The 24,371-nt window shown below is 41.1% G+C and carries 16 protein-coding genes and 1 pseudogene; 6 read left to right on the forward strand and 11 right to left on the reverse strand.

Annotated features, from left to right (window positions below; all coding sequences use genetic code 11):
- Positions 1-3 precede the first annotated feature (3 nt).
- The 3 genes and pseudogenes from AACU33_RS24425 to AACU33_RS37640 all read right to left on the reverse strand — a co-directional run.
- Positions 4-771, reverse strand: a complete 768-nt coding sequence (locus tag AACU33_RS24425) for a ChaB family protein (RefSeq protein ID WP_096591368.1) — start codon at positions 769-771, stop codon at positions 4-6.
- 116 nt (positions 772-887) lie between these two features.
- Complete coding sequence (locus tag AACU33_RS24430) at positions 888-1,430, reverse strand: Dps family protein (protein ID WP_096591370.1); 543 nt, start codon at positions 1,428-1,430, stop codon at positions 888-890.
- Positions 1,431-1,567: 137 nt separating this feature from the next.
- Positions 1,568-1,967, reverse strand: a pseudogene (locus tag AACU33_RS37640) (IS701 family transposase); the annotation flags it as partial.
- A 102-nt stretch (positions 1,968-2,069) separates the two neighbouring features.
- On the opposite strand from AACU33_RS37640, the gene ppsA reads away from it, so the two are divergent.
- On the forward strand, positions 2,070-4,688 hold the full coding sequence (gene ppsA / locus AACU33_RS24435; RefSeq protein WP_096591374.1) for a phosphoenolpyruvate synthase: 2,619 nt from the start codon (positions 2,070-2,072) through the stop codon (positions 4,686-4,688).
- Positions 4,689-5,074: 386 nt separating this feature from the next.
- Here the strand turns inward: ppsA and AACU33_RS24440 are convergent, their stop codons facing one another.
- Positions 5,075-5,434: a hypothetical protein gene (locus AACU33_RS24440; RefSeq protein ID WP_096591376.1), complete on the reverse strand. Its 360-nt coding sequence runs from the start codon at positions 5,432-5,434 to the stop codon at positions 5,075-5,077.
- A 657-nt stretch (positions 5,435-6,091) separates the two neighbouring features.
- A complete protein-coding gene (locus AACU33_RS24445; RefSeq protein ID WP_096591378.1) occupies positions 6,092-8,215 on the reverse strand; it encodes a GAF domain-containing sensor histidine kinase in 2,124 nt (707 codons plus the stop codon).
- 88 nt (positions 8,216-8,303) lie between these two features.
- Here AACU33_RS24445 and cobN point away from each other — a divergent pair, with 88 nt between their 5' ends.
- Complete coding sequence (gene cobN / locus AACU33_RS24450) at positions 8,304-12,131, forward strand: cobaltochelatase subunit CobN (RefSeq protein WP_096591380.1); 3,828 nt, start codon at positions 8,304-8,306, stop codon at positions 12,129-12,131.
- A 9-nt stretch (positions 12,132-12,140) separates the two neighbouring features.
- Positions 12,141-13,337, forward strand: a complete 1,197-nt coding sequence (locus tag AACU33_RS24455; RefSeq protein WP_096591382.1) for a peptidoglycan-binding domain-containing protein — start codon at positions 12,141-12,143, stop codon at positions 13,335-13,337.
- A gap of 124 nt (positions 13,338-13,461) precedes the next feature.
- Here AACU33_RS24455 and AACU33_RS24460 read toward each other — a convergent pair whose 3' ends face one another.
- The 5 genes from AACU33_RS24460 to AACU33_RS24480 form a co-directional block, all read right to left on the reverse strand.
- Positions 13,462-13,917: a Fur family transcriptional regulator gene (locus AACU33_RS24460; protein ID WP_096591384.1), complete on the reverse strand. Its 456-nt coding sequence runs from the start codon at positions 13,915-13,917 to the stop codon at positions 13,462-13,464.
- A 358-nt stretch (positions 13,918-14,275) separates the two neighbouring features.
- Entirely contained in the window at positions 14,276-15,523 is a 1,248-nt protein-coding gene (sigC, locus tag AACU33_RS24465) for an RNA polymerase sigma factor SigC (RefSeq protein ID WP_096591386.1), read from the reverse strand.
- 810 nt (positions 15,524-16,333) lie between these two features.
- Entirely contained in the window at positions 16,334-17,566 is a 1,233-nt protein-coding gene (locus AACU33_RS24470; protein WP_096591388.1) for a hypothetical protein, read from the reverse strand.
- 196 nt (positions 17,567-17,762) lie between these two features.
- Positions 17,763-19,157, reverse strand: coding sequence for a hypothetical protein (locus tag AACU33_RS24475; protein ID WP_096591390.1), 1,395 nt, complete (start codon positions 19,155-19,157; stop codon positions 17,763-17,765).
- Between the two features lie 230 nt (positions 19,158-19,387).
- Positions 19,388-19,606: a hypothetical protein gene (locus tag AACU33_RS24480; protein WP_096591392.1), complete on the reverse strand. Its 219-nt coding sequence runs from the start codon at positions 19,604-19,606 to the stop codon at positions 19,388-19,390.
- A gap of 457 nt (positions 19,607-20,063) precedes the next feature.
- Between AACU33_RS24480 and uvsE the strand changes: the two genes are divergently transcribed.
- Positions 20,064-21,017 (forward strand): UV DNA damage repair endonuclease UvsE, encoded by a 954-nt coding sequence (gene uvsE / locus AACU33_RS24485; protein WP_096591394.1) that lies wholly within the window; start codon positions 20,064-20,066, stop codon positions 21,015-21,017.
- 70 nt (positions 21,018-21,087) lie between these two features.
- Complete coding sequence (locus AACU33_RS24490; RefSeq protein WP_096591396.1) at positions 21,088-22,686, forward strand: Hsp70 family protein; 1,599 nt, start codon at positions 21,088-21,090, stop codon at positions 22,684-22,686.
- 140 nt (positions 22,687-22,826) lie between these two features.
- Here the strand turns inward: AACU33_RS24490 and AACU33_RS24495 are convergent, their stop codons facing one another.
- A complete protein-coding gene (locus AACU33_RS24495; protein WP_096591398.1) occupies positions 22,827-23,303 on the reverse strand; it encodes a hypothetical protein in 477 nt (158 codons plus the stop codon).
- A gap of 488 nt (positions 23,304-23,791) precedes the next feature.
- Between AACU33_RS24495 and AACU33_RS24500 the strand changes: the two genes are divergently transcribed.
- Positions 23,792-24,307, forward strand: a complete 516-nt coding sequence (locus AACU33_RS24500) for a hypothetical protein (protein ID WP_096591400.1) — start codon at positions 23,792-23,794, stop codon at positions 24,305-24,307.
- Positions 24,308-24,371: the final 64 nt, after the last annotated feature.

Genomic DNA, 24,371 nt, shown 5'->3' on the forward strand with positions numbered 1-24,371 from the left:
ACCTTAAACGTTTACCTTGGCTTTAGACCACACACCGTTTTCATCTTCATCGAATTGCTGATGCACTGCTTCCCAAGCAGCTTGTTCGGCGGTGAATTCGTCGCTAGTTTCGCTGAGTTTAGCGTTATAGCATTCAATAAATGTGCGTTGTGCTTCTGCCGAAAGATGAGCGCGAACTTCTGGAGATAAGTCTTCTGGCTTGTTGCAAGGGCCGGGACAAGGACGAGCAAAGGTTTTCTCGGCGGTATGAATTTCTTCACCGCCAGCGCTTTCTAGTAATAGTTGAAATTCTCCAGCGCGATCGCTTGGTACTTCTGCCATTAATAAAAACTCGCCAGCTTGCAAGCGGGTTTGGTAAACTGCTGCTTTATCTTCTGGCATTCCTAAAGCAGTTAAAACTGACACCAATCCTGCACCAGCGCTACCTGCGATCGCACCGCTTGCAGCCCCAAGCAATAGCGCACTGATTGGGCCTGCTGCTACAATCGGCCCAACAAAGGGAATAAACAGTACGCCTACTCCTGTCAGCAAGCTGAGAAAGGAACCAAATAAGGAACCAAAAATTGCCCCAGTTCTCAAACCTCCAAAAATCACATCTCTTTTGGTAATGAAACCAGCAATTCGCGTTTCTGATTGAAAGTTTCTGCCCAATACGGAAATACGATCTCTAGAGACACCCCGATCTAACAAACGGCGAATTACATCATCAACTTGCTTTTGTTCTTTAAATACAGCTGAAACGGTACGTTCTGCTGTGTGTGTTTCTGGCATTTACATCTCCTTGAATGTTGTTATTGCAAAGTACAGATTAAATAGGCAGCTGCGGATAAATTTCTTTTTTCCACAGACTGCCATTTAAAGTTAGGTATTATGCTTGAGCAACTGAGCTACACACCGACAGGAGTTTGAGTGTCAGCTGCTGCTGATTCTTTATTACTGGGGTCTAATGCTTGCCCTTCAATAAACGAGCGCAGCATCCAAGCCATCTCTTCATGCTCTTCCATTAATCCAGTCAAAAAGTCAGCAGTTCCTTGGTCGTGAAACTCTTCACCAGAACGATCTACATGTTCCCGAAAGTTACGAATTACCTGCTCGTGATCTTGCACTAAATTAGCTACCATCTCTGTGGCTATAGGAACTTGACCGCCATGTTCCTTGAGGGTAGCAATCTGGAGAAATCCCTCCAATGTTCCTACTGGATAACCACCCAAAGCACGAATTCGTTCTGCTAAAGCATCAATATTTTCAGTCAGTTTTTCGTAGTGTTCTTCCCAAAGCTGGTGCAGGGTACGAAATTGAGGGCCCACAACATCCCAGTGATATTTCTTAGTTTTAACTAACAACACATAGGCATCAGCTAAATCTTGATTCAATAGATCGATCACACCTTGGCGTTGTTGCTCTGTCAACCCTATGTTAATTTTAGGCATTAATTTCCCTCTCTTCTCTTGGCGAACTTATTTACTAAGTTCACAAATTAAATCCTAAATTTACATCAGTCTCTAGAAAGATCCTAAATAATTTTAAATTTTCAGTTAATATTCTATTTTTATGCTAATAGATAGATGTGCCAATTACGCATTGTCAGAAAATTAATATTATGCAGTCGTGCATCTTTTTCAGAGATGTACATCATTTAATATTTGTAAGTTTTCTTTTTGAAACTTCTACGAAATACCTTCTACTTGACCAAAATTTTTTAGATATACTATTAAACCAGATTTGGGAATTTATATCTTTTGGACTTGAGTAAAATTGTGTCTATCAACCGAACATGAGCGATTTTTAGCTATTCCAGCGAAAAACTCTAATCCTTTGTCTTTAAAGAACTTTAGATTTTTTTTGCTCGAATACCAAGTGTCAGTAATTATGGTTTTTGGACTTAAACCCCAAGTCAAAACCTCGGCAATCATCGATCGCAAATATTCATTTTTAGTTTTCCCCTCCTGTTTGTTATAAATGCGATACCCCTGCCAAAATCGTCGAAGTCCGCGAAGAACTCCACGAGGAACCGATCTCACCCGAAGGCGGACATTACCAAAGTATGAATTGCCAAAGGAGGGAAACTAATGAGTTCATTTGTGCTTTGTTTTCAAGATATTGACAAAACAAAACTCACCTTTGTTGGGGGTAAAGGCGCAAACCTGGGGGAACTTACCAAGATTGAAGGAATTTATGTACCGTATGGCTTTTGTATTTCTACTGAAGCTTTTAAAAGAACCATTGGAGAAACATCGTCGATTAACGAATTACTCGAACGGTTATCGCTTCTGAAGGTCGAAGATGGGGATAAAATCAGTGAACTTAGCGGTGAAATTCGCAGGGTCATTGAAGGGATAAGCATTCCTCAAGATATTAATGAAGAGATCGCCCACCACCTCTCCAGGCTTGGAGAAAAAAATGCCTATGCAGTACGATCCAGCGCAACCGCTGAGGATTTACCGACGGCCTCCTTTGCAGGCCAGCAGGATACGTATTTGAACATTATCGGAAAGGAGGCAATCTATCAGCATATCAGCAAGTGCTGGGCATCTCTATTTACCGAGAGAGCAGTAATTTACCGCCTTCAAAACGGCTTTGACCATCGTAAAGTCCACCTGTCTGTGGTTGTTCAAAAGATGGTCTTTGGGCAGGTGGCAGGAATTTTGTTTACTGCCGATCCCGTCACTTCTAATAGGAAGGTGTTATCTATTGATGCCAGCTTCGGACTTGGTGAAGCCTTAGTTTCTGGCCTTGTGAATGCTGATATCTATAAAGTTTGTAACGGCAAGGTTGTCGATAAGAAGATATCCACCAAGAAACTAGCTATTTATGCCTTAAAAGATGGCGGTACGAAAGAACAGGAGATTGAACCTGAACGGCAGAATAGGCAAGCGCTGACAGACGAGCAGATTTTGCAGCTTGAGCGCATCGGTAGAAAGATTGAAGCACATTTCGGACACCCCCAGGACATCGAATGGTGTTTGGTTGATGACACATTTCATATTGTCCAGAGTCGCCCTATCACAACTTTATACCCGATCCCTGAAGCGAGCGATCGCGAAAATCACGTCTATGTATCTGTCGGTCATCAACAAATGATGACTGACCCGATCAAACCATTGGGATTGTCTTTATTTCAGTTGACAGCTGCTCGACCCATGTATAAAGCGGGTGGAAGGTTGTTTGTTGATGTTACACACGATCTGGCTTCACCTGTTAGAAGAGACATTTTAGTCAACGTTCTTGGGAAATCCGATCCGCTTATAAGGGACGCACTTATGACCATACTAGATCGGGGAGATTTCATAAAATTGTTACCAGAGGACAAGCAAGAACAAAGTGCCGGTAACAGCAATAAGGGTACATCATCTTTGGATTTTCAAACGCTGACCGAATACGATCCGGCGATTGTTCCCGATCTGATTCAGCGTAATCAAGCATCGATAGAAGAGTTAAAACATAACATCCAAACGAAGTCAGGAGCAGATTTATTTGATTTTATTCAAGAAGATATCCAGAAATTAAAGAAGAGTTTATCCGATCCCCAAAGTTTTGGTGCGATTATGACTGCTATGAATGCTTCATCATGGATCAATGAAAAAATGCAGGAGTGGTTAGGTGAAAAAAATGTAGCAGACACGCTTTCTCAATCTGTACCCAACAATATTACTTCGTCTATGGGTCTGGAACTATTGGATGTCGCAGATGTGATTCGTCCTTATCCTGAAGTAATTGATTATTTACAAAAGGTAAAAGATGACAACTTTCTGGATGAACTGATTAAGTTTGAGGGTGGACAGAAAGCCAGGGACGCTATCTATGCTTATCTCAACAAATACGGAATGCGATGTGCTGGTGAAATTGATATTACAAGACCTCGTTGGAGTGAAAAACCAACTACACTTATCCCGATGATTCTCAGTCATATCAAAAACTTTGAGCCTGGTGCTGGCGATCGCAAATTTGAGCAAGGGCGACAGGAGGCTTTGAAAAAAGAACAAGAGTTATTAGATCGATTGAAGCAATTACCGGATAGCGAACAAAAGGCTGAAGAGACAAAACGAATAATTAGTTTAATCCGGAATTTCATCGGTTATCGTGAGTATCCAAAATACGGCATAGTTAATCGCTACTTCGTTTATAAGAAAGCTTTACTCAAAGAAGCCGAACAACTGGTACAAGCCAACATTATTCATGAAAAAGAAGATATATACTATCTCACTTTTGAAGAACTTCGCGAAGTCGTACTCACAAATAAAGTTGATTACCAAACGATCGGCAAACGAAAAGACGAGTACAAATTATATGAAAAACTAACTCCCCCACGTGTGATTACGTCTGATGGTGAAATCATTGCAGGTCGGTACAAACGAGAAAATCTCCCAGCCGAAGCTATTATAGGTCTACCTGTTTCCTCTGGAGTTATAGAGGGACGAGCGCGTGTCATCTTAAACATGGAAGATGCCGATCTAGAAGATGGAGATATATTAGTAACCTCCTTTACTGATCCTAGCTGGACACCATTGTTTGTATCCATAAAAGGCCTAGTCACTGAAGTTGGTGGACTGATGACTCATGGAGCAGTTATCGCACGTGAATATGGCTTACCAGCAGTTGTCGGAGTAGAAAGTGCTACCAAACTGATTGATGACGGACAGAGAATTCGGGTTAATGGAACGGAAGGCTATGTAGAAATTCTATATTAAAGCGAAAATTACAAAATTAGATTTTAAATATTGAGGATTAATCTTTCTGTCAACGTGGTAGCTTAAAAATTCATTCAAGCCGACGCCCTTTATCGGCGCGGCTTATTCGCTTACTAATTTCCTAATTAGTATTTAAGTTTTCTGCAATATTAAGTTATCTTCTACAGAGAACTTGAAAGTAATTCCCAAACTATATTTAATAGCAAGAGGCATCTTGAATATTCTCACGAATCAAGATGCCTCCACTAAAAGCTAGATCGAGTTACTGTGTTAATAAAGGGTTACTTCACAATCTGGGCAAAGATATCAGGTATGGGAAATCGCGGTTTATTTCAACATACAGAGGTAAATTTACCGTTACTTTCCCAAGATTACTATTATGCAACCTACTTCTTACCTGTAACTTTTTCCAGTACATTCTCTATTTTTTCTTCTACTGAAGTTGCAGATTGTGAATTAGAAGGACGCTTCATCTTGTCGATATCTGCATCTCCCTGAACTTCATTTAGCCCCTTATTGGATTCCTCTTGAACCTTATTCAATCCTGGAGGTGCGGATCTCTCTACTTCGTCAGTTTTGCGCTGAATGTCCAGAAGTTGTGTAGTGGCTTCTTCGGGATTGCTCCGATAGCTATCAATCGCGAAAGCGGGAAATGCATTAGATAGCAATAACAATGCACAGGTAAAAGCGACAACTAGAAAACGTACAGGACGTAAGATAGATGAAACCAAAGCAATAATTTTCATTTGCATTCCTCAATAATAGCGTCAAAAACGCAGAACTTGTACTTTAAGAGAGAAGAGAAGCATCTTTCCTGACTGGTTAATTATAAAAAATCAATTTTTCAGGTATGTCTCTATCTCGAATTTTGGCTAATTAACCTAGTGAAGAAATAAACTTCTTTTGACTAAGTTGAATAATCAATTAATATATAATTATTACTCAACAGATAATTAATGATTGAAGTTTTAGTCTCTTCACCTGAGGTCGATAATTTATTTTTATCCTGATTATTAAATGCTTGCATCAATCTGAAGAATGAAATTGATGGCAATTAATGTGCGATAAAATCATTCTCAAGGCAGAGCTAGATAATAAGATTTAGTCAGGTTAATTGTTTCCAGAGTTATGTGAAGTTAGATAATTGTTAAGTAGGTTAGAGTCAATACTTTTATGGAGGAGAAGGCAGCAGGTAGCAGGCAGAAAGCACAAGGGAAGAGGGTTTGATTCAAATTTACTTTTATGTAAATAGTTATGTTTATTTATCGCTTTCTACTTAATTACTATTATTTATATATTAATAATTAATAGCCTAATTATGGCATGAATTTATTAATCGAGGATTGGGCGATCGCTATACTAAAAGTCCGCCTGAAGCATTATTAATTACGAATTATTCTAGCTTAAGTCTTCACCACATTTAGCGGTTGGGCTGGTATCCAGACGGTAAAAATTGAGCCAATGCCTACAGTAGACTCGACTTCAATGCGACCGCGATGAAGTTCTACCAGTTGTTTAGTTAAAGCCAAACCCAGCCCTGTACCTTCATAGCGACGACGATAGGGTGTGTCGAGTTGTTGAAATTTCTCAAACAGTAATGGTAATTTTTCTTCAGGAATACCAATACCAGTATCTTCTACTTGAAAGATAGCAGTATCATCTTCTACCCAAAGCCGCAAGGTGACATTGCCACCTTTAGGTGTAAATTTAATCGCATTAGTTAATAAATTGGAAATGATTTGATCTATTCTGGAGACATCAGCAGTAAAGCGATCGCGTCTGGGATCGATTTGTAAATCGAGTGTCAGATGCAGCTGTTCGATTGCGGCTTTTTCTTCTAACGCTTTTACAGCATTTTCTGCCACATCTCTTAAGGAAAATTCCGTAATATTTAAAACTGTTTTACCTGCCTCAATTTGAGATAAATCGAGGATGTCATTAATCATTTCTAATAAATGTTCGCCGCTGTCGTGGATGGTTTGCAGATAATCTCGTTGGCGTTGACTCAACTCACCCAAAGGCCAGCGTAACAGTGTAGAAGACATCCCAATTACATAAGTTAAAGGCGTGAGCAATTCATGGCTGATGGTGGCGAGAAATTCATTTCTCAGGCGACTAGCAGCTTCGGCGGCCAGTAAAGCATCGCGTAGCGCCACTGTGCGCTCAACAACACGCTGTTCTAAAGTATGCTTTTCTTGAGTTAGCGATCGCATTAACTCTGCTTGATGAATGGCGATCGCTAATTGTTCGGCAATCGAAGTCAGCAAATTTCTTTCACTTTCCGTCCATTCTCGTGGACTGTGGCACTGATGAGCAATTAGCAAACCCCAAAGTTTCTCTTCAAACATAATTGGAGCAGCTAACTTGGCTCTTACCTTCACTTCCCTTAAAAAATTTAACAAACACTCTTCTAGAGAATAAGTTTTTTCTACATCATCCACAGCTAGGGTAAAGCCTTGACGATACTTTTCCCAACATTGAGAGGAGCGCAAAAAACACATTTCTTCACGGTAATGCAACACCGATGGAATCTCATCTGTAGCCCGAACCTCATAAACAATACAACCCCCATGCCGTTGATAATCTTGTAGTGGGGGTTGGGGGTTGAGTGGCGTTGGCGGTGAGTATTGCCTGTTCAGTGATTGGGGAGGATCTCCTCGTTGCGCACCCAGCTGATTACTAAGGTTCGCGCCATTGAAGGCAGACGTGTCAAAAGGATATTGTAAACTTCGAGAGTCCTCAAATTTATAAATTACGATTCTGTCTAATTCTAAAAACTCACGCACACGTGTAACCGCAGTCGCCATAATTACTGATAAATCTAGGCTTCTGCGGATTTGGGTTGTTACCTGATTTAACAGCCGTTCTTGGTTAATCTGTTTTTTCAGGGCATCTTCTACAGGTTGACAGCTATAAGCAATAGCGCAGTCTGGCACTGATGCTAATTCAACCTCATGATTAATTTGCGGTAGGAGATATTGTAATAACAAGAGGCTAAATTGACTTTGGAGTCTAGCATCATTAGTACCAATAACTTGACCAAAACGTTCAAGATTTTGATAAGTGTAAGAATCAGACCCAAACAAATTTCGTAATTTCCAGAGAAAGGAAGCGATCGCCTCTGAATTAAATGTCAAGCTAGTAGTGAGTTCCGTTGAGTCCTGATGACTGTAGAGTCCTTTGCGATGCCAAGTAGGAGGAAGTTGCTGCTGCTGATTCGCAGCATTCAGCACGCTATCAGTTGGGCTTACGCCCGTTGTCGAAACTGATGTTGCTTCTGTACCAAATAGCTGTTGCTCCTGAACGCAATGTCCCAGCAAAAGCGCACTAAACTGCTCAGAAACTAGTAATGTAAATCGTTGCTCCTGCCACTCAACAGGTACGCGAATCCTTGATAAAACAGCCTCTGTCACTAACAAAGCCCCATCTCCCACTGCTTGAGCCATCTGCTGTAACAATTCCCCAAGCTGATTAAATGTATCTAAGGGTAAGGTTTGGGAGAAGCTCAAATCAGGAGAACTAAGCATGTTCAAGAGTCTAGTTAGGGGCTGGCTGCTGGTCTAAAAGGTTTTTTCTTGTATTGTAATCAACAGTTTAATGCGGTAATCCAAAATTATGCATCGTGTAAGTGCCACATCCGGGGGTTGGAATCAGTCAGAAGACCTGATTTTTCTAGAACAAACTCCAGCTCCCTTTGTATTTATTACAGCTGCTGATACTGATATTCAAACTCTGGCAGCTGCGGTTCCCAAACTACCAGCGACATTCCCCGATTTAAGAGTCGCAAACTTATTGCAATTACAGCAACAAATTAGTATAGACACTTACGGAGAACAAGTTTTAGAACTTGCCCAGGTGATAATTTTACGCCTACTAGGAGGACGTTCTTACTGGGCTTATGGCTTAGAAGTAGTGCAAGAAATTGTTCAACGTAATAGTATCAACTTCATTGTAATGCCAGGAGATGATGCTTTTGATCCCCTGTTAATTTCTCAGTCTAACGTGCCTTTAGATATTGTTAACCAAGTCTGGCAATACTTTAACCAAGGTGGTGTAGATAATTTTGTTAACGCACTCCAATTTATTGCTGATACTTGCCTATCAACTTCATTCAATCCCTCACCACCGCAGTTAGTTCCGCGTATTGGGTTGTATGAGTGGGGACTGGGGAATGGGGATAAGGAGAAGAAAGCAGAGGGAGCAGAGGAGCAGAGGAGCAGAGGAGGAAAATACTCCATGCCCAATGCCCAATGCCCCATTCCCAAAGTCGGGATTCTTTTTTATCGCGCTCACTATTTGTCAGGAAATACAAAGGTAATTGATGCTTTATGTCAATCTTTGGTACAGAAAAATTTACAACCCGTGCCAGTGTTTGTCTCTTCATTGCGCGAACCGGATATCCAAGTTGAGTTGAGCGAGTTTTTTCAGCCAAAAGACTCAGAACAAATTGCACTGCTGCTCAATACCACTAGTTTCTCTCTGGCGCGATTGGAAACAGAAACGCCTCAAATCGAATTGTGGGAGCAATTGGATGTGCCAGTGTTTCAGGTAATCTTCAGTGGTGGTGCTGTTGAGCAGTGGGAGTTACAGTTATCAGGGCTTTCTCCCCGCGATATTGCTATGAATGTGGCACTACCAGAGGTGGATGGGCGAATTATTAGCCGTGCTGTGTCTTTTAAAACAGTGCAAACTCGCAATCAGGATTTAGAAACAGATGTGGTAGTTTATGAGCCAGTAAGCGATCGCATTGAATTTGTCACTCAACTCGCAGCTAATTGGGTACGCCTACGTTCCAAGCCACCCCAAGAACGGCGAATTGCCTTAATTGTCGCAAATTACCCCAACCGTGATGGACGTTTAGCTAATGGTGTAGGGCTAGATACCCCAGCTAGCTGTATCGAAATTCTTCAAGCTTTGCAATTAGCTGGCTATCACGTAGAAAATTTGCCTGCTGATAGCGATGAATTAATTCAACGTCTTACTGCTGGCGTAACCAACGATCCAGAAGGTAAAGATTGGCGTACAGTACAGCAAAGTCTATCTGAGGCAGAATATCAAAATTATTTCGCTAATTTACCAGAGCCAGTACAGCAAGGTATTTCTCAGCGATGGGAACAAGGAGAAAATAACAATGCCCTATACCCCATGCCCATTCCCGGTATTCAACTCGGTAACATCTTCGTCGGAATTCAGCCAGCACGGGGTTACGATCTCGACCCCAGTTTGAGTTATCATGCACCAGATTTGGAACCAACCCACGCTTATTTAGCCTTTTATTACTGGGTGAGAGAATGTTTTGCTGCGGATGCAGTCGTTCATGTAGGGAAACATGGAAATCTCGAATGGCTTCCGGGTAAAAGTTTAGCCTTATCAAGTAATTGTTATCCCGAAGTTGCTTTGGGGGCAATGCCTCACTTATACCCGTTTATTGTCAACGATCCCGGTGAGGGTTCACAAGCTAAACGCCGCACTCAAGCCGTAATTATTGACCACTTAACACCACCAATGACTCGTGCAGAACTATATGGTTCGCTACAACAATTGGAGAATTTAATTGATGAATATTACGAAGCTGAAAGTTTAGATCCGGTGCGATTACCAATGATTCGCGATCGCATTCGCGAACTAATTCTTCAAGAAAATTTACAACATGATTTAGGAATTACAAATGAACAAGATATTTTAAATTTTGAAAATTTAATTTTAAATTCCATAAATGGTTATCTTTGCGAATTAAAAGAAGCGCAAATTCGTGACGGATTGCACATTTTTGGGCAATGTCCTCAAGGACGACAATTACGCGATTTAATAGTAGCGATCGCCCGCATTCCCAATCGCCATTCCATCGGTATTACCCGCGCCCTCGCTCAAGATTGGGGTTTAGATTTCGATCCCTTAACAGCCAACTTCGGCGATCGATTTACCCTACCAGAATTCGCCTCTGCGCCTTTGGCGAAACTCAAATCTTGCCACACCATTGGCGATGCTATCGAAATCTTAGAAGAACACGCTGCCTTCCTCATCGAACAACTAATCGCTAATAACTCACAACTCACAACTCAGCACTCAGCACTCACCACTGTTCTCAACTGGATATCCGCAAAACTCCTCCCCGCATTACAACAAACCAACCAAGAAATTACCAACTTGCTACGCGGACTTGATGGTAAATATGTCCAAAGTGCTGCATCTGGCGCACCCACACGCGGACGCCCAGAAGTCTTACCTACAGGTAAAAACTTTTACTCTGTTGATATTCGTGCCTTACCCACAGAAACAGCCTGGGATATAGGTAGAAAAGCAGCCGAAACCTTAATTGAACGTTACACCCAAGATAATGGTGAGTATCCTAAAACGCTAGCTTTGTCAGTATGGGGAACAGCCACTATGCGAACTGGCGGGGATGACATTGCTGAGGCGTTAGCGTTGCTGGGCGTGCAACCTGTATGGGATGGTGCAGCAAGGCGCGTCGTAGATTTTGAAATTTTACCGCTTTCAGTTATGGGAAGACCGCGTGTTGATGTTACTTTAAGAATTTCTGGGTTTTTCCGAGATGCTTTTCCCAACTTGATTGATTTATTTGACTCAGCAGTAAAAGCAGTAGCAGCATTAGACGAACCAGCAGAAGAAAACCCCTTAGCTGCACAAGTTCGCCAAGATACTGATTTTTGGACAGAACAAGGTTTAACTTCAGAGGAAGCAATTGGGCGATCGCAATATCGCATTTTTGGTTCTAAACCTGGTGCTTACGGTGCAGGATTACAAGGTTTAATTGAATCGCAAAATTGGACAGATGATGAAGATTTAGCTCGTGCTTACATTAATTGGAGTTCTTATGCTTATTCTGCTTCATCTCCAATCGCCGCACCTGAAGCTTTGAAGCAACGTTTGATGCAAACACAAGTTGTATTGCACAACCAAGATAACCGCGAACATGACTTGCTTGATTCTGATGATTATTATCAATTTCAGGGTGGTTTAACAGCCGCAGTGCGATCGCTTCAAGGAAAAAACCCCCAAACTTATTTTGGTGACAATTCGATTACTGCTCAACCAAGAGTCCGCCAACTCAAAGAAGAAATTGCCCGGGTGTATCGTTCTCGCGTAATTAATCCTAAGTGGATTGCAGGAATGATGCGCCACGGTTATAAAGGAGCCTTTGAAATGGCAGCCACAATGGATTTTCTGTTTGCCTATGATGCAACAGCTCAATGTGTGGGAGACTATATGTATCACGGCATATTACAAGCTTATTTACTCAATCCAATTGTGTCAGAGTTTATTTACAAAAAAAATCCTTGGGCATTGCGTGATATTGCTGAGAGGCTATTAGAATCATACCAACGCGGTTTATGGCAGGATGTAAATACACAAACATTAGAAATGTTACGCAGCCTGGTACATCAAGCTGAAGCAGCGATAGAAGAACAAACAGTGGTGTAGGAACCGAATATGGACAACCTCGCGTATTTCCACCTAGCTTTTGCTTACGAAGACAGCCAACCCAGTGAATTGGTTTCTCTGAGTGCTTTGTTTAACAAAGCAGCAGCACCAGACTGGACAAGGCTTTCTGGTAGAGCTTGGAGGTATATGTTACCTCTTGCCCTTACTTTATCTATTTTGAGTGCTGTTAGTAGCGTCATGGCATTAGAAAGAGGCGATCAAGGCCCTTCTGTCAGGAATCTACAACAACAGTTAAGAAAAGTAGGCTTTTATCAAGCTCCCATTACTCAAATCTACGACTTCCCTACAGAAGATGCTGTCCGACGCTTCCAAAAATCAGCTGGTTTACCAGTGGATGGTGTCGTCAACACAACTACTCTGCAAAAATTACAAAGCTGGCGTCCCAAGGCTGTAAGTACAAATACACTGGCGACAAGAACCAGTACTAACAGTTCAGCTAATAAACCAACCGTTGTACGTACTACACAAACCAAAAAAACTAGTAACACCAATACAGCGGCGAGAAAAACTACTGTTGCTACTGCATCAACTACGCCAGCTACCAAGCGCAGCAATCCTAATTACCTTTCTAGAGGTGATGAAGGTGAAAATGTCAGAGTTTTGCAAGAACGGTTGCGAGTTGCTGGATTCTACTACGGTAACGCCACAGGCATATTCGGCCCGATTACTGAAGAAGCAGTCAAGCGATTCCAAACCGCTTACAAATTAGATGCTGATGGCGTTGTCGGCCCTGCAACACTATCAAAATTACCGCCAACTGATATTGGTGGTGGCGAAGATGCACCCAAAGCAGTCGTCGAGCGCGATAAACTCCGTCTAGGCGATCGCGGTGAAGCAGTTCGCGTTCTCCAAGCACAATTAATTAAAGCCGGATATTTACAGGGAGAACCAAATGGCTATTTTGGCCCCTATACAGCAGATGCAGTCCGCCGATTTCAAGCTGCTAATTATTTAGCCCCCAGCGGTGTCGCTGGCCCAACAACCAGAGCTAAGTTATATAGCTTAGTGAGCAATACTCCCAAGAGTGAGTTTAGCGTATTGGAAATTCAACGGCGATTGCAAGAAAAAGGCTTTTACAAAGGTGAACTCAATGGTGTCATGGCAGACGATACCAAAAAAGCAATCAAACAAGCTCAAGAGTTTTACGGTATCAGTCTCAGCGATATAAGAAGCGGACGCTTTTAGCATCCGCTTAGATACTGGCAGTAAGTTCCAATTGGTTGCTACCTCCGATAACAGCGAATGAGAAACTGCTCAAAATTCCAGATTTGGTTAGATTGAGGCTCCGCCTTGTTATCCTACCCAGGTACTACAACGGCATTAGCGCCCTTTGGCACTTGGGACAGACTGCATGGATAGTCAGCTGACAATCAAGAAGATGGAAGCCTTCTTTTTGAGCAGTTTTCGCACCAATTTTTAAAATTGAGTCGTTTTTAAACTCAATGGTGTTGTTACATCTGACACAGATGAGGTGATGGTGGTGATGGGGGTAGGGCTGATTAAGTTCGTAATGTTTATGTCCTTCTCCCAGCTCTAATTCCCGCAAAATACCCATCCGGGCCATCAACTTTAAAGTCCGATAAATCGTTGAGAGACTGATTCCTTCACCTTCAGTTTCTAATCGATGATAAAGATCTTCGGCACTGAGGTGTTCACCTTGCGGAAGCTCTTGAAAAATGTGTAGAATTGTTTCTCGTTGGGGAGTTAAACGCCAGCCGCGATCGTTTAACTCTGCTTTGAGTGAACTAGATGTGTAAACAGTCATACTAATTTTTCTCAACAAAGCCTAATAGTTGAGAATATAGCAAATATTTTGAGCAATTTGCAACAACCATAGCTTATTGAGAATCTTTACTAAAGACTGAAGAATAATTCATGAAACATTGATAAACCAAAAGTAATAGACGATCCCCGCTATCAAAGCATCTTGAAAGTAGAGTTCGTAAAACTCTAGCTGACTTAAATGAAAATTATTTGCCACAAACTAAAGAGAGATTTTGGCAACGGGGATCGAGCAACTCGGTTACTGATGAGTTCGTAGTAAGCACAAAGGGTGCTTAAAAATCCCAGACTAAAGTCCTACTACGAACTTATTTTCCCAATAAAACTAATGACATACACCACTAGCTAAGAGATTCCAAATAGTCGCGGATCAGGTTACGCCGCTTTGGTTGGCGTAGCTTTTGTAAAGCCTTAGATTCGATTTGCCGTACTCGTTCGCGAGATAGATCGAGGGCGCGGCCAATTTCTGCTAAAGAGTAAGGATGACCATCTGCCAAACCAAACCGCATGAGAATAACATCTCTTTCGCGACTGGTTAAATCAGCTAACAGATGTTGCAAGTCTCTTTGTAAAGATTCTCGCATTAATAATTCTTCTGGCGTAACACTATCAGTTTCGAGTAATTCGCCTAATTCTGTGTCTTTATCCTTGCCTACCTTGGTTTCTAAAGAAACAGAGCGAGGTACTCGTAACAACACTTCCCTTACTTGGGTAGGAGTCATTTCTAACTCAACAGCCAAGTCTTCCAAGGTGGGAGTACGACCTTTTTCTTGAGCAATTTTGCGTTGTGCTTTTTTGATTTTGTTCAGCTTTTCAGTAATATGAACGGGTAGGCGAATTGTCCGACTAGAAGTTGCGATCGCTCTTGTAATACCCTGACGAATCCACCAGTAAGCGTAGGTGCTAAAGCGATAACCCTTAGTTGGGTCAAATTTCTCGACAGCTCGCTCTAAACCTAGCGTGCCTTCTTGGACTAAATCCAACAATTCCAAGCCGCGATTTTGGTACTTCTTCGCAACAGACACCACTAGACGAAGGTTAGCCTTAATCATGTGTTCTTTAGACTGGAGTCCTTGAGATTGAATTTGCTCCAGTTCTTCCACTGTGATTTTGGCAATTTCTGCCCACCGCCGCTTACCTTCTGACAAAATTGGTTTCAAGTCGGAAACGTTCACGCCAGCAGTGTTAGCCCACCTTTCTAAAGATGGGCGATGTCCTAATTCAGATGCTAGACGCTCCTGAACTTCAATTAAGCGCAGATAAGGCTCAATTACTGCATCTCCTTGTTTAGCGGCATTAGCAAGTACTATCCGCATACGTAAGTAACGCTGGACTTTTTGCGCTTCTGAAACTTCCTCATCCCGGCCTAACAACCGAACCCGACCAATTTCCTGAAGATATAGGCGTACTAAGTCTGTACTCCTACGGTTGGTGTTAGCAGCGAAATGAGCAGGATCGACAGAAGCCAACTCCAAATCCTGCAAATCGTCTACAGGTAACTCTTCGTCAACTGTGAGATCTCGGTCTAAGATATGCTGGGATTTTGGGGCGTTGTAGGGGGCATCTGCGTAAAAAGATGTTGCTGGCATAAAGATCGTCTCAATGGCTCCAGGTAACAATAGATTACGGTCAGCTAAAAATTATGGTCAGCTAATTAACTGTTGCTATTGTTCCCGTGATTCAAGATGAACTAACACGGTTGAGGGTGACATTACGGTTTTTTTTAAAAAAAATCTAAAAAAAACTGTACTGATGGTTTTTTAAACATGACTACCGAAATAGTCGGCGGCTGTAGCAGTCTGATTGAACCAATAGCTATTCACATCTACAGCTAGCCTTTACGCTTTGAAATATATTTTCAACATTTCAACTTCGATGGGACTTGACTGTTACAAAAGTAACGTGGTATAAACATATTTCAGTAAATATCATGTTCATAATCGGCATAGTCATATCTACACGGGGATAGAAGTACTATCCTGACAAATTGCTAATTTTTCTCTAGGGAATATTTGGTAAGCAGAGTAAGTGATTGTCATGGTCAGTGCGTTAGTAGTAACGCTGAAGTGTTAATACCAAGCCTTCACTGTCTCAGTATTCCCAATAATGGTACTGAATTCTGGATTTCCCAAGGAATTGGGCATTAGCAACTGGGAATTAGGTACTGGAAAATAGCGCTCAGTTTGACCCAGCAGCAAAATTTAAACATCCCCCAAAATACAAACAACACTTGTCAAGGTTCACTGACAACTGAGTGGGGAATACCAAAAAGTGAGTTATTCAATATTTATAGAGTCTATTACGTAACCGCTTACTCCTGCGATTGAGTAAGCTGTATGCAGAGTCTTCGACAAGAGAAGGGTAGTTTAATGCACCATCTTGATTTCCACAGCAGTGCATCAAGGCTCCTGAAAGTGTCCACAATGTTTACAATACGGTAAAAGTTTGTAAGTAAGTTCGTGGCAGTTTTGGCATTCTATATATTGATAATAACCGCAGTGCGGGCAGTGGTTATCGTGCTGCCGAATTCTCTTAGCACAGTTAACACAGCAGGAGTTTTGTACTCTCTTAGCTGCTTGTAATTTTGTATTGAAAACAAACTGTTGAAAAAACTTGATAATGCCAAAACCCAAAAGGGGAATTAGCAAGATATAAATATAACTGATAAGGAACAGCAATCCGCCAAAAATGGCGCTAATTACATCAAAGAGGAATTGAAATAGTGCCCCGATTTGGAGAAATTGGAATATTTTGAGGATTAGCGGTATAAAAAAGATTATTAGTAAATGCCAGCTAATGAGCGAAATTAATCCATATCCTCGGCGTTGAGCAAAATTGTGAACTGAGAAGGCAATGAGAATTAGTGGCAATAAAAACAGGGTTTGAAAACCAAGTTGGATACTTGGATACCAAAAGGATGCTTGTTTGTAGCCTTTTTCAATTTCAGTGAATTTATTATTGTCTTTGAGAAAAGCTAGAAACCTAACGCTTTCTGATTTTGATATCAGTCCATTTTTCTGATTAGAAATTTCGGTTTTGAAAGTAGAAATTTGGCGGTTATTTTGCTCTAAATTCTGTTTGGCTTTTTCCGCCGCAACTTGATTAATTGATTGCTCGCGAGGCTGTCCGGCAATTTTTTCTAACAGTGTTGAGTCGTATTGAGCGCGAATATTACGATTGGCTTGTTCCAGATTGCTAATTTTTGCTTGTTCCCGATCGATACTTTTTATAGTTTGCTGATTCTCAGGACTGTTAATTTTATCTTTGTAGCCTGCGTACTCTAAACAGGTTGGTGAAACTTTACCTAGATGACCTGTTTGGGCTAGTTGATAGTTTTGCTGAAAACTGGGTTGATTATTGATGTTGTATGGCAATGCCAACTTAATAATTTCATAGTCTTTATCTTGAGTGGTTTTTGTGCGGTAATTTTCCCACTCGGCATAACATGGGTAAGCTTGGTAAGGGCTGAGATGCCATCGGCTAATATCATCCAGTCCGTTAAAAACATTAATTAAGATAAAAATATCAATCAGAATAATGACAATCAAACTAACAGGATTTAATGGTTGGTTATTGATTGTTCTTGTCTTATTAAAAAATTGATTCCAAAGACGGCGGAGTCTGGCAAGCATATTCTTTATTAAAATGTAAAAATTTAATCTCAAATATAAGAATTGTGGTTAAGGACAGGGAACCCCCGCCCCTATAAGTGATACTAAGTTGCAGTCTGTGGTAGTAGCTCAGAATTAATAAGATTGCTTCCCTTCACTGCGTTCCGGTCGCAATGACAAATAATATCTTTGATTGCAACCTGCTATGAAATACTATTTATCGCGCTGCTGAAGAAGGTTCCCAGCCATACCAGTGGCGCACTGCTAGCCAAACTGCTGAAAGCAAACCGGCTAGGCTGAGGGTAAGGCCGCTGTATGGTACTAATAATCCAAATACAGGTAGTACTGCACCGGCAATAGTGCAAACGATCGCGGCTAAGGAAGCACGACGAGTTGAACCCAATCCCCACATTAAGGTGAGTAAGACTAGTGAAATCATTGTCCAAACTAATTGAGGGCTAATTAACCGACCTAAATAGGTGAGTGTTAATAAACAAGCAAAGAAAATTCCCCCAGCGATCGCTATATTTTTTAAATTCATTGGTATCGATAAATATAGCAATAATATCCACCACAAAAATATAGCTGGTGCTAACAATAATAACCGGGGAATAATACCTGTATTCTTAATTGGTGCAGTATTTGTAAACACACCAAAAGGATTTTTTACAGAAACATTGTCATCAAATATCCAAGTAAATTCGGTGCGTCCTTTCTCAGATTTTTTATTACTTGGTACAATGCCGCTAGCAAAATCTACTGGGCTAAAATTAGCAATTGCTGTTAAGCGAAATTTAGAAAGTAACTGTCCGGCTGCGTTATAAACCCAACGCGGCCCGCCTTGCGCCTGATAGGTAACTTTAAAGGTGGTTTCTGCGCCTGGTTCTAAGCCAAAAGGAAAGCCGTAATCACCAGGATTAGTTTGTTGTAACTGAGTGTTATCTCGCTCTACTTTATATCTAGATAGCAGTGAGTAACCGTTAGGCGGCGGTGCTTCAAAGAAAAAACTATTAATATCTTTGAGTTGGTTAATAACTTTGTATTCAGCAGTGTAATCTACGATATAAACAGAGCTGCGTCCTTTCACATCTACACTTTGATCGAGCTTTACTTGAATCTGCGATCCAGCAAATGTCAAGAAGCGATTGACTTTTTGCGTATCATTTACTTTAACTATCTTGTCTTTAACTCTAGTTGTATAAGTGTATGGTTCTTGAGCTACGTAGCGTATTTGAGGTGCAGTTTGTTCTAGCTTGTCACCAGCAACACTTTCAGCTACTTGCGCTACCCTAGCTTGTTCCCAATAGTGATAGCGATTGCTTAAGGTTGAACACAGAAAAAATCCCGTGACTAACAGCACTAATATTAAAGCTAAATGCTGTAGCCCTTTTAAAATTTGAGAATAATGAATCGCCCATTCGCCAAAGAAAACTGATTGTTCTAACGAATTGCGTCTGAGCGAAAAACTGACTAGAGCGATCGCTATTCCTAAAGCTATAACTAAAAATACAATTAACAGTGAACCTTTAAGTATTTGGCTGCCAAATTGCAGTAACTCATGAGGATGCGTCAAATCAGGCAATCCGGGAATGCCTTGAGCAGAAGAATTCATTTATAGATATTTGGATACTTTGAAAAACCAGACCGATGTATTCTGACAAAAGTTTCTGGCAAAAGTAGCAATTTTATTAAAATTCACTGAATTCTTTAACAAAGAAGCAAATTCTTATAAAAAAATTAAGGCAATTCTGATAGCTTTCAGAATTACCCCAAATGTTGTAGCCCTGCATAAGTTCTTAGTTATTGGTTGAAAACAAACTTTGCGTCCCTATGCGTTTACATTTAAGCCCTAGAGACTGGCTTTAAAAATAGCCATGCCACGAAAAATGTAGCGGCTGTAAATAGTTGCGTCAAATCCAAAGCTGATAGATAACCATCTGCAAAGGAGGCAATACTGCGATCGGTGATGCCAAATAACCAAGATGAGAGGCCAAATAGCCAAATCCCATTCTTTAAATTGCCCAGAGCATCTTTAGAATCTGATGGTTTCTGGTCTTCCATGTCTTCTACTCCGTTGGTAAAGCATTGATACAAAATGCCCGTCAGAGCTTTTTCACTCTCAACGCTGAATCTATATTCATATTAATAAATATTTCAGGGTATTGACTAAACTGCCAAAAGATACATATCCATTCAATGACATTCCTCCTTTGGATCTGCGATCGCGCAAGAAGGGTAAAAGCTTGAATTAGAAAGCTTGTCAACTGAAAAAGCGTGTTATTTTATTACAATATTCATGCAATAACTATATAAAAATTTATTTATCTTTATAAAAAATGTCTCAAAAGATAGATGTGTCTGTGAAAACCTCAACTACACAGCAAGTCCACAGGATCTAGATAGCTGATGTGTGTTGTTTTCATCCCTCAACCTTCAGAGTTCTGCCTTTAGATAGCGATCGCCCTCAGACAGAACTTAGTTAAATCAAAGAAGTGCCAAGATTTGAGCAAGTGAATTAATGACTGCCATCCAGTTCCAAAATCTACCTAATCTACAATTGCCAAAAGGTTTTCTACCAGAGTTAGGGCTGGTTTGCATTACCTTTGACAAACAAGTGCGCTTTCGGACAATGACGCGGACGCGCTATTTACAACTCACGCCTGAACAACGCCAAAGTGCCCTGAGAGAACTGTATGAGAGTAACTTGCAGCGCTTGGATGCAGCATTATCTTTTTGTCAGGCAAACAAGATTCGGCTGTATCGGATGTCCTCAGCGGTGTTTCCTCTGAGCGATATGGAAGACGAAGTTGGGGCAAATATTTTAGAAGAAATGAGCGCCGATCTAGCGAAAATCGGACAGCGATCGCAAGCCTTGGGTATCAGAATCGTACTGCATCCCGATCAATTTGTGGTGCTGAGTTCTGATTCTCCTCAAGTATTACAATCGAGTATCAAAATTTTAGAACGCCACGCCCGGACATTTGATTTATTAGGTTTACCGCGATCGCCTTGGTCTTTGATGAATATTCATGGCGGTAAATCCCAACGTACCGAACAACTGGTAAAGGTAATCTCGGAACTACCCGAAGCAATTAAAAGCCGCTTGACGTTTGAGAATGACGAATACGCCTATAGCGCCAGTGAAATTTTAGCAGTCTGTCAGCAGGCTGGTGTACCAATGGTCTTTGATGCCCATCACCATATTTGCCACGAAAATCTCGACAGCTACGACGAGCCGAGTGTGGCGGAGATGTTTTACGCTGCACGGGAAACTTGGGAAAATCCAGATTGGCAATTAGTCCATATTTCCAATGGTGAGACTGCTTTTAAAGATAGAAAACACAGCGATTTAATTACCGCTATGCCCAGTGTTTATTATCAAGCACCGTGGATTGAAGTCGAAGCCAAACATAAAGAAGAGGCGATCGCGCGTTTGCGCTCTTGGTGGTTAATAGAGAATAATCACAAATGAGTAGTTTGTTGTGATGGACATTTTCGCCGGGAAGTGTCCTGGTCTTGGCGCGAAGTAATAATTATAAGATATGGCGATCGCAATCGATTTTGGTACTAGCAACACAGTCATTGCTCGTTGGAACCCTGTCACCCAGCAGCCAGAAACCCTTAACATCCCTGGTTTATCAATTCAACAAAGTCTGAATCCGCCGCTAATTCCCAGCTTGGTGTATGTTGAAGACGCAACCCAAGGTAAAGTTTTAGTAGGGCAACAAGTACGCGATCGCGGTCTCGATCTTAAGGGCGAAACGCGATTTTTCCGCAGCTTCAAACGCGGTATTGGTGCGGATATTCAAGGTTTCTTACCCGAACTAGATGGGCAAATTGTCACCTTTGAACAAGTAGGTAATTGGTTCCTTAACCAGGTAATTGCAGAATTATCACCACAGCAAGGGGGTTTAGATTCTCTGGTTTTAACTGTACCTGTAGACAGTTTTGAAACTTACCGCCACTGGTTAGGACAAGTTTGCCAAGTCCTTCCCGTCGAACAAGTGCGGATGCTAGATGAACCTACAGCCGCAGCTTTGGGTTATGGTTTAGCCGATCGAGAAATTCTCTTGGTAATTGACTTTGGTGGCGGTACTTTGGATTTATCCCTCGTGCGCTTAGATCGCAGCGTGCAAGCTAATACCAAACCTGTAGGATTTTTGCTGAAGTGGGGAAATAAATCTTTAGCGGAAGACTCCAAACAAAAAGTCAAAACCGCCCGCGTATTGGCGAAAGCTGGACAAAATTTGGGTGGTACTGATATTGATACTTGGATTGTTGATTATTTTGCCAAAACTCAAGATTTGGCGGTTAGTCCTTTAACTACACGACTAGCAGAACGAGTGAAAATTCAACTCTCAACTCAGAATCAAGCTAGCGAAGTTTATTTTGATGATGAAAGTTTTGAAAGTTACGAACTCGAACTTAACCGCGACACTTTAGAAAATATCCTTAAAGAACACGCATTTTTTGAGCGCCTTGATGATTCAATGACGAGTTTGCTACAGCAAGCACGACGCCAAGGAATAGAACTTGCGGATATCAGCGCAGTCTTGTTAGTTGGTGGGACTGTGCAATTGCCAGCAGTGCAGACATGGGTAAAACAGTATTTCGAGTCTGATAAAATTCGTTGCGAACGTCCCTTTGAAGCGATCGCTCAAGGTGCCCTGCAAATAACTCAAGGTATAGAAATCAAAGATTTTCTCTACCACAGTTATGGCGTTCGCTATTGGGATCGGCGTAACCAGCGCCACAGTTGGCATCCAATTATTCGAGCTGGACAAGCTTACCCCATGAGTCAGCCAGTAGAATTAGTTCTCGGCGCATCCTTAGAAAATCAGCCCAGCATCGAGTTAATTATGGGAGAATTGGGTGCAGAGTCAGGCGGGACTGAAGTTTACTTTGATGGCGATCGCCTAATTACCCGTCGGTTAGATAGTGGCGCGACTACTGTCAAACCCCTCAACGATAAAGAAGGTGCGAGGACAATCGCCCAACTGACACCACCGGGATTTCCTGGAAGCGATCGTATTAAAATCCAGTTTCAAGTGGACGATCAACGCTTTTTACGAATCACAGTTGAGGACTTATTAACCAATGACACGGTGCTAGAAAATCAATTAGTGGCACAGTTGAGTTGATTATTAGCATTACAGTTAACACCGATAAACCAGATATTTATCGGTGTGAATTTGTGGTTTCATTGAATTGAAAAATAAATTTTTCGATAAAGCTTTAGTTCTGGCTTTTCAAGCAATAAAGTGATTACTAAGAATAAGAATTACTGAATAGTTGCATATTGCAGGACTCGTTCCCATTCCCAACGCCATGCAGTCTCTACTACTAATTCTTTGCCGTTGGTGAATTTAATAAATTCTTGACCGTGATCATAAAATACATCAGCTACTAAGCGATTTCGTAAATCATTTCCCCACATTTTTGCAGCCGCATTCCACCACCTTTGACCTGGAGATTGCAACATTGGCAGTTCCAGATATTCATCACGCCATGCTACAGGTCGCCATTGTTCTTGTAGCGCTCTAATTAATATCGCATTGGGAAAAATCTCTCGTTTATTTTCATTTAACCATAACGCATACTCAATCGTTCTTTTCAATGCATCTTCTAATCCAGATGTACAACTTTCCAGCGCAATTTGAACTTCCTCTTGGGACAAATTTACACCAATAGCTACTAAAGCTCGTTCGTATTGCTTAAATATTTCGTAGTCAATTGAGTCTTCTTCCCAAAACCACACAGTTAATCAACCTCCGAATCACTTTCATCATACTGTTTGTTAACTAATAACGGTGGGCAATACCCACCCTACAGTGATTTTCATTTATTCAGAAAATTCTATTTTGATTGTATGCAGTTACGAAAAATATATAGCTATATTTAACAAAAGGTATACACATTAATTATATATTTCTCTCTTTAGTAGTATTTTTATCACATATCGTTATTTTGTCTTTTAAATTTATTGTTCGTGAAGATTATTGAGCCTTTAGGAAGAGGTTTTGATATATTGCATTGTTTAATCTGCAATAAATAAGATGTTTTTGAGTTTGCTTAATCGTCGCTAGACAATGTTGACCGCAAAGTATGTAATTTCAGATGGGAAATTAAAATGTGATTGGATTTCGTTCTATTTTGAGTCAGCTTATCATTCGTAGTTGTAGGATTGCTGATGCTAATGCTCCAACCTGCAATTGATTTTCATTCAGCAATAAGTTGAGGTAATGTATGAATTACGTTATTGCAGTTTTACCAGATCGGATGCAAGCTGAAGCGGCTTACTCTGCTCTAGAGAAAGAAGGTTTACGGGACAACCAAATTGACATTTTAGGTAACGGCTATAAAAGCGCTGATGAATATGGATTCATTAACCCTGAAAAACAAGCTCGTAAAGGAGCAAAACGCCTAATTTATTGGCTGGTTCCCCTAGGATTTCTCGCAGGTTATACTTTCAATTTTTTAACAGGAATTGAAATTTTTCCAGCATTTAATGCTTTTGGTAATCACTTTATTGCTGGAATTTTGGGCGCTATTTCTGGGGCTTTAGGTGCCTACTTTGTTGGTGGTGTCGTAGGTTTAACTGAAGGTAGTGGAGATGCTTTGCCTTATCGCAATCGTCTGAATGCAGGTAAGTATTTGATTGTGGTAAAGGGTACGGAAGAATTAATTCGTCAAGCAACTCGTGTACTGCGTCAGTTTGAACCAGAAAATATTCAAGGTTATACAGAACCCACAGGCGCGTAAATTATGCTTGTGAAGGATTCAGATTCCCTACTTTTTAGAAAAGTCGGGAATCTTGCAGGCTATG

Origin of the sequence: Calothrix sp. NIES-2098, assembly GCF_963875125.1 — a bacterium.
Classification (GTDB): domain Bacteria; phylum Cyanobacteriota; class Cyanobacteriia; order Cyanobacteriales; family Nostocaceae; genus Aulosira.

Bases quoted from the DNA above. Each gene is read 5' to 3' on its own strand.
- AACU33_RS24425 (WP_096591368.1), bottom strand. From the start codon at position 771: ATGCCAGAAACACACACAGCAGAACGTACCGTTTCAGCTGTATTTAAA.
- AACU33_RS24430 (WP_096591370.1), bottom strand. From the start codon at position 1,430: ATGCCTAAAATTAACATAGGGTTGACAGAGCAACAACGCCAAGGTGTG.
- ppsA (WP_096591374.1), top strand. From the start codon at position 2,070: ATGAGTTCATTTGTGCTTTGTTTTCAAGATATTGACAAAACAAAACTC.
- AACU33_RS24440 (WP_096591376.1), bottom strand. From the start codon at position 5,434: ATGAAAATTATTGCTTTGGTTTCATCTATCTTACGTCCTGTACGTTTT.
- AACU33_RS24445 (WP_096591378.1), bottom strand. From the start codon at position 8,215: ATGCTTAGTTCTCCTGATTTGAGCTTCTCCCAAACCTTACCCTTAGAT.
- cobN (WP_096591380.1), top strand. From the start codon at position 8,304: ATGCATCGTGTAAGTGCCACATCCGGGGGTTGGAATCAGTCAGAAGAC.
- AACU33_RS24455 (WP_096591382.1), top strand. From the start codon at position 12,141: ATGGACAACCTCGCGTATTTCCACCTAGCTTTTGCTTACGAAGACAGC.
- AACU33_RS24460 (WP_096591384.1), bottom strand. From the start codon at position 13,917: ATGACTGTTTACACATCTAGTTCACTCAAAGCAGAGTTAAACGATCGC.
- sigC (WP_096591386.1), bottom strand. From the start codon at position 15,523: ATGCCAGCAACATCTTTTTACGCAGATGCCCCCTACAACGCCCCAAAA.
- AACU33_RS24470 (WP_096591388.1), bottom strand. From the start codon at position 17,566: ATGCTTGCCAGACTCCGCCGTCTTTGGAATCAATTTTTTAATAAGACA.
- AACU33_RS24475 (WP_096591390.1), bottom strand. From the start codon at position 19,157: ATGAATTCTTCTGCTCAAGGCATTCCCGGATTGCCTGATTTGACGCAT.
- AACU33_RS24480 (WP_096591392.1), bottom strand. From the start codon at position 19,606: ATGGAAGACCAGAAACCATCAGATTCTAAAGATGCTCTGGGCAATTTA.
- uvsE (WP_096591394.1), top strand. From the start codon at position 20,064: ATGACTGCCATCCAGTTCCAAAATCTACCTAATCTACAATTGCCAAAA.
- AACU33_RS24490 (WP_096591396.1), top strand. From the start codon at position 21,088: ATGGCGATCGCAATCGATTTTGGTACTAGCAACACAGTCATTGCTCGT.
- AACU33_RS24500 (WP_096591400.1), top strand. From the start codon at position 23,792: ATGAATTACGTTATTGCAGTTTTACCAGATCGGATGCAAGCTGAAGCG.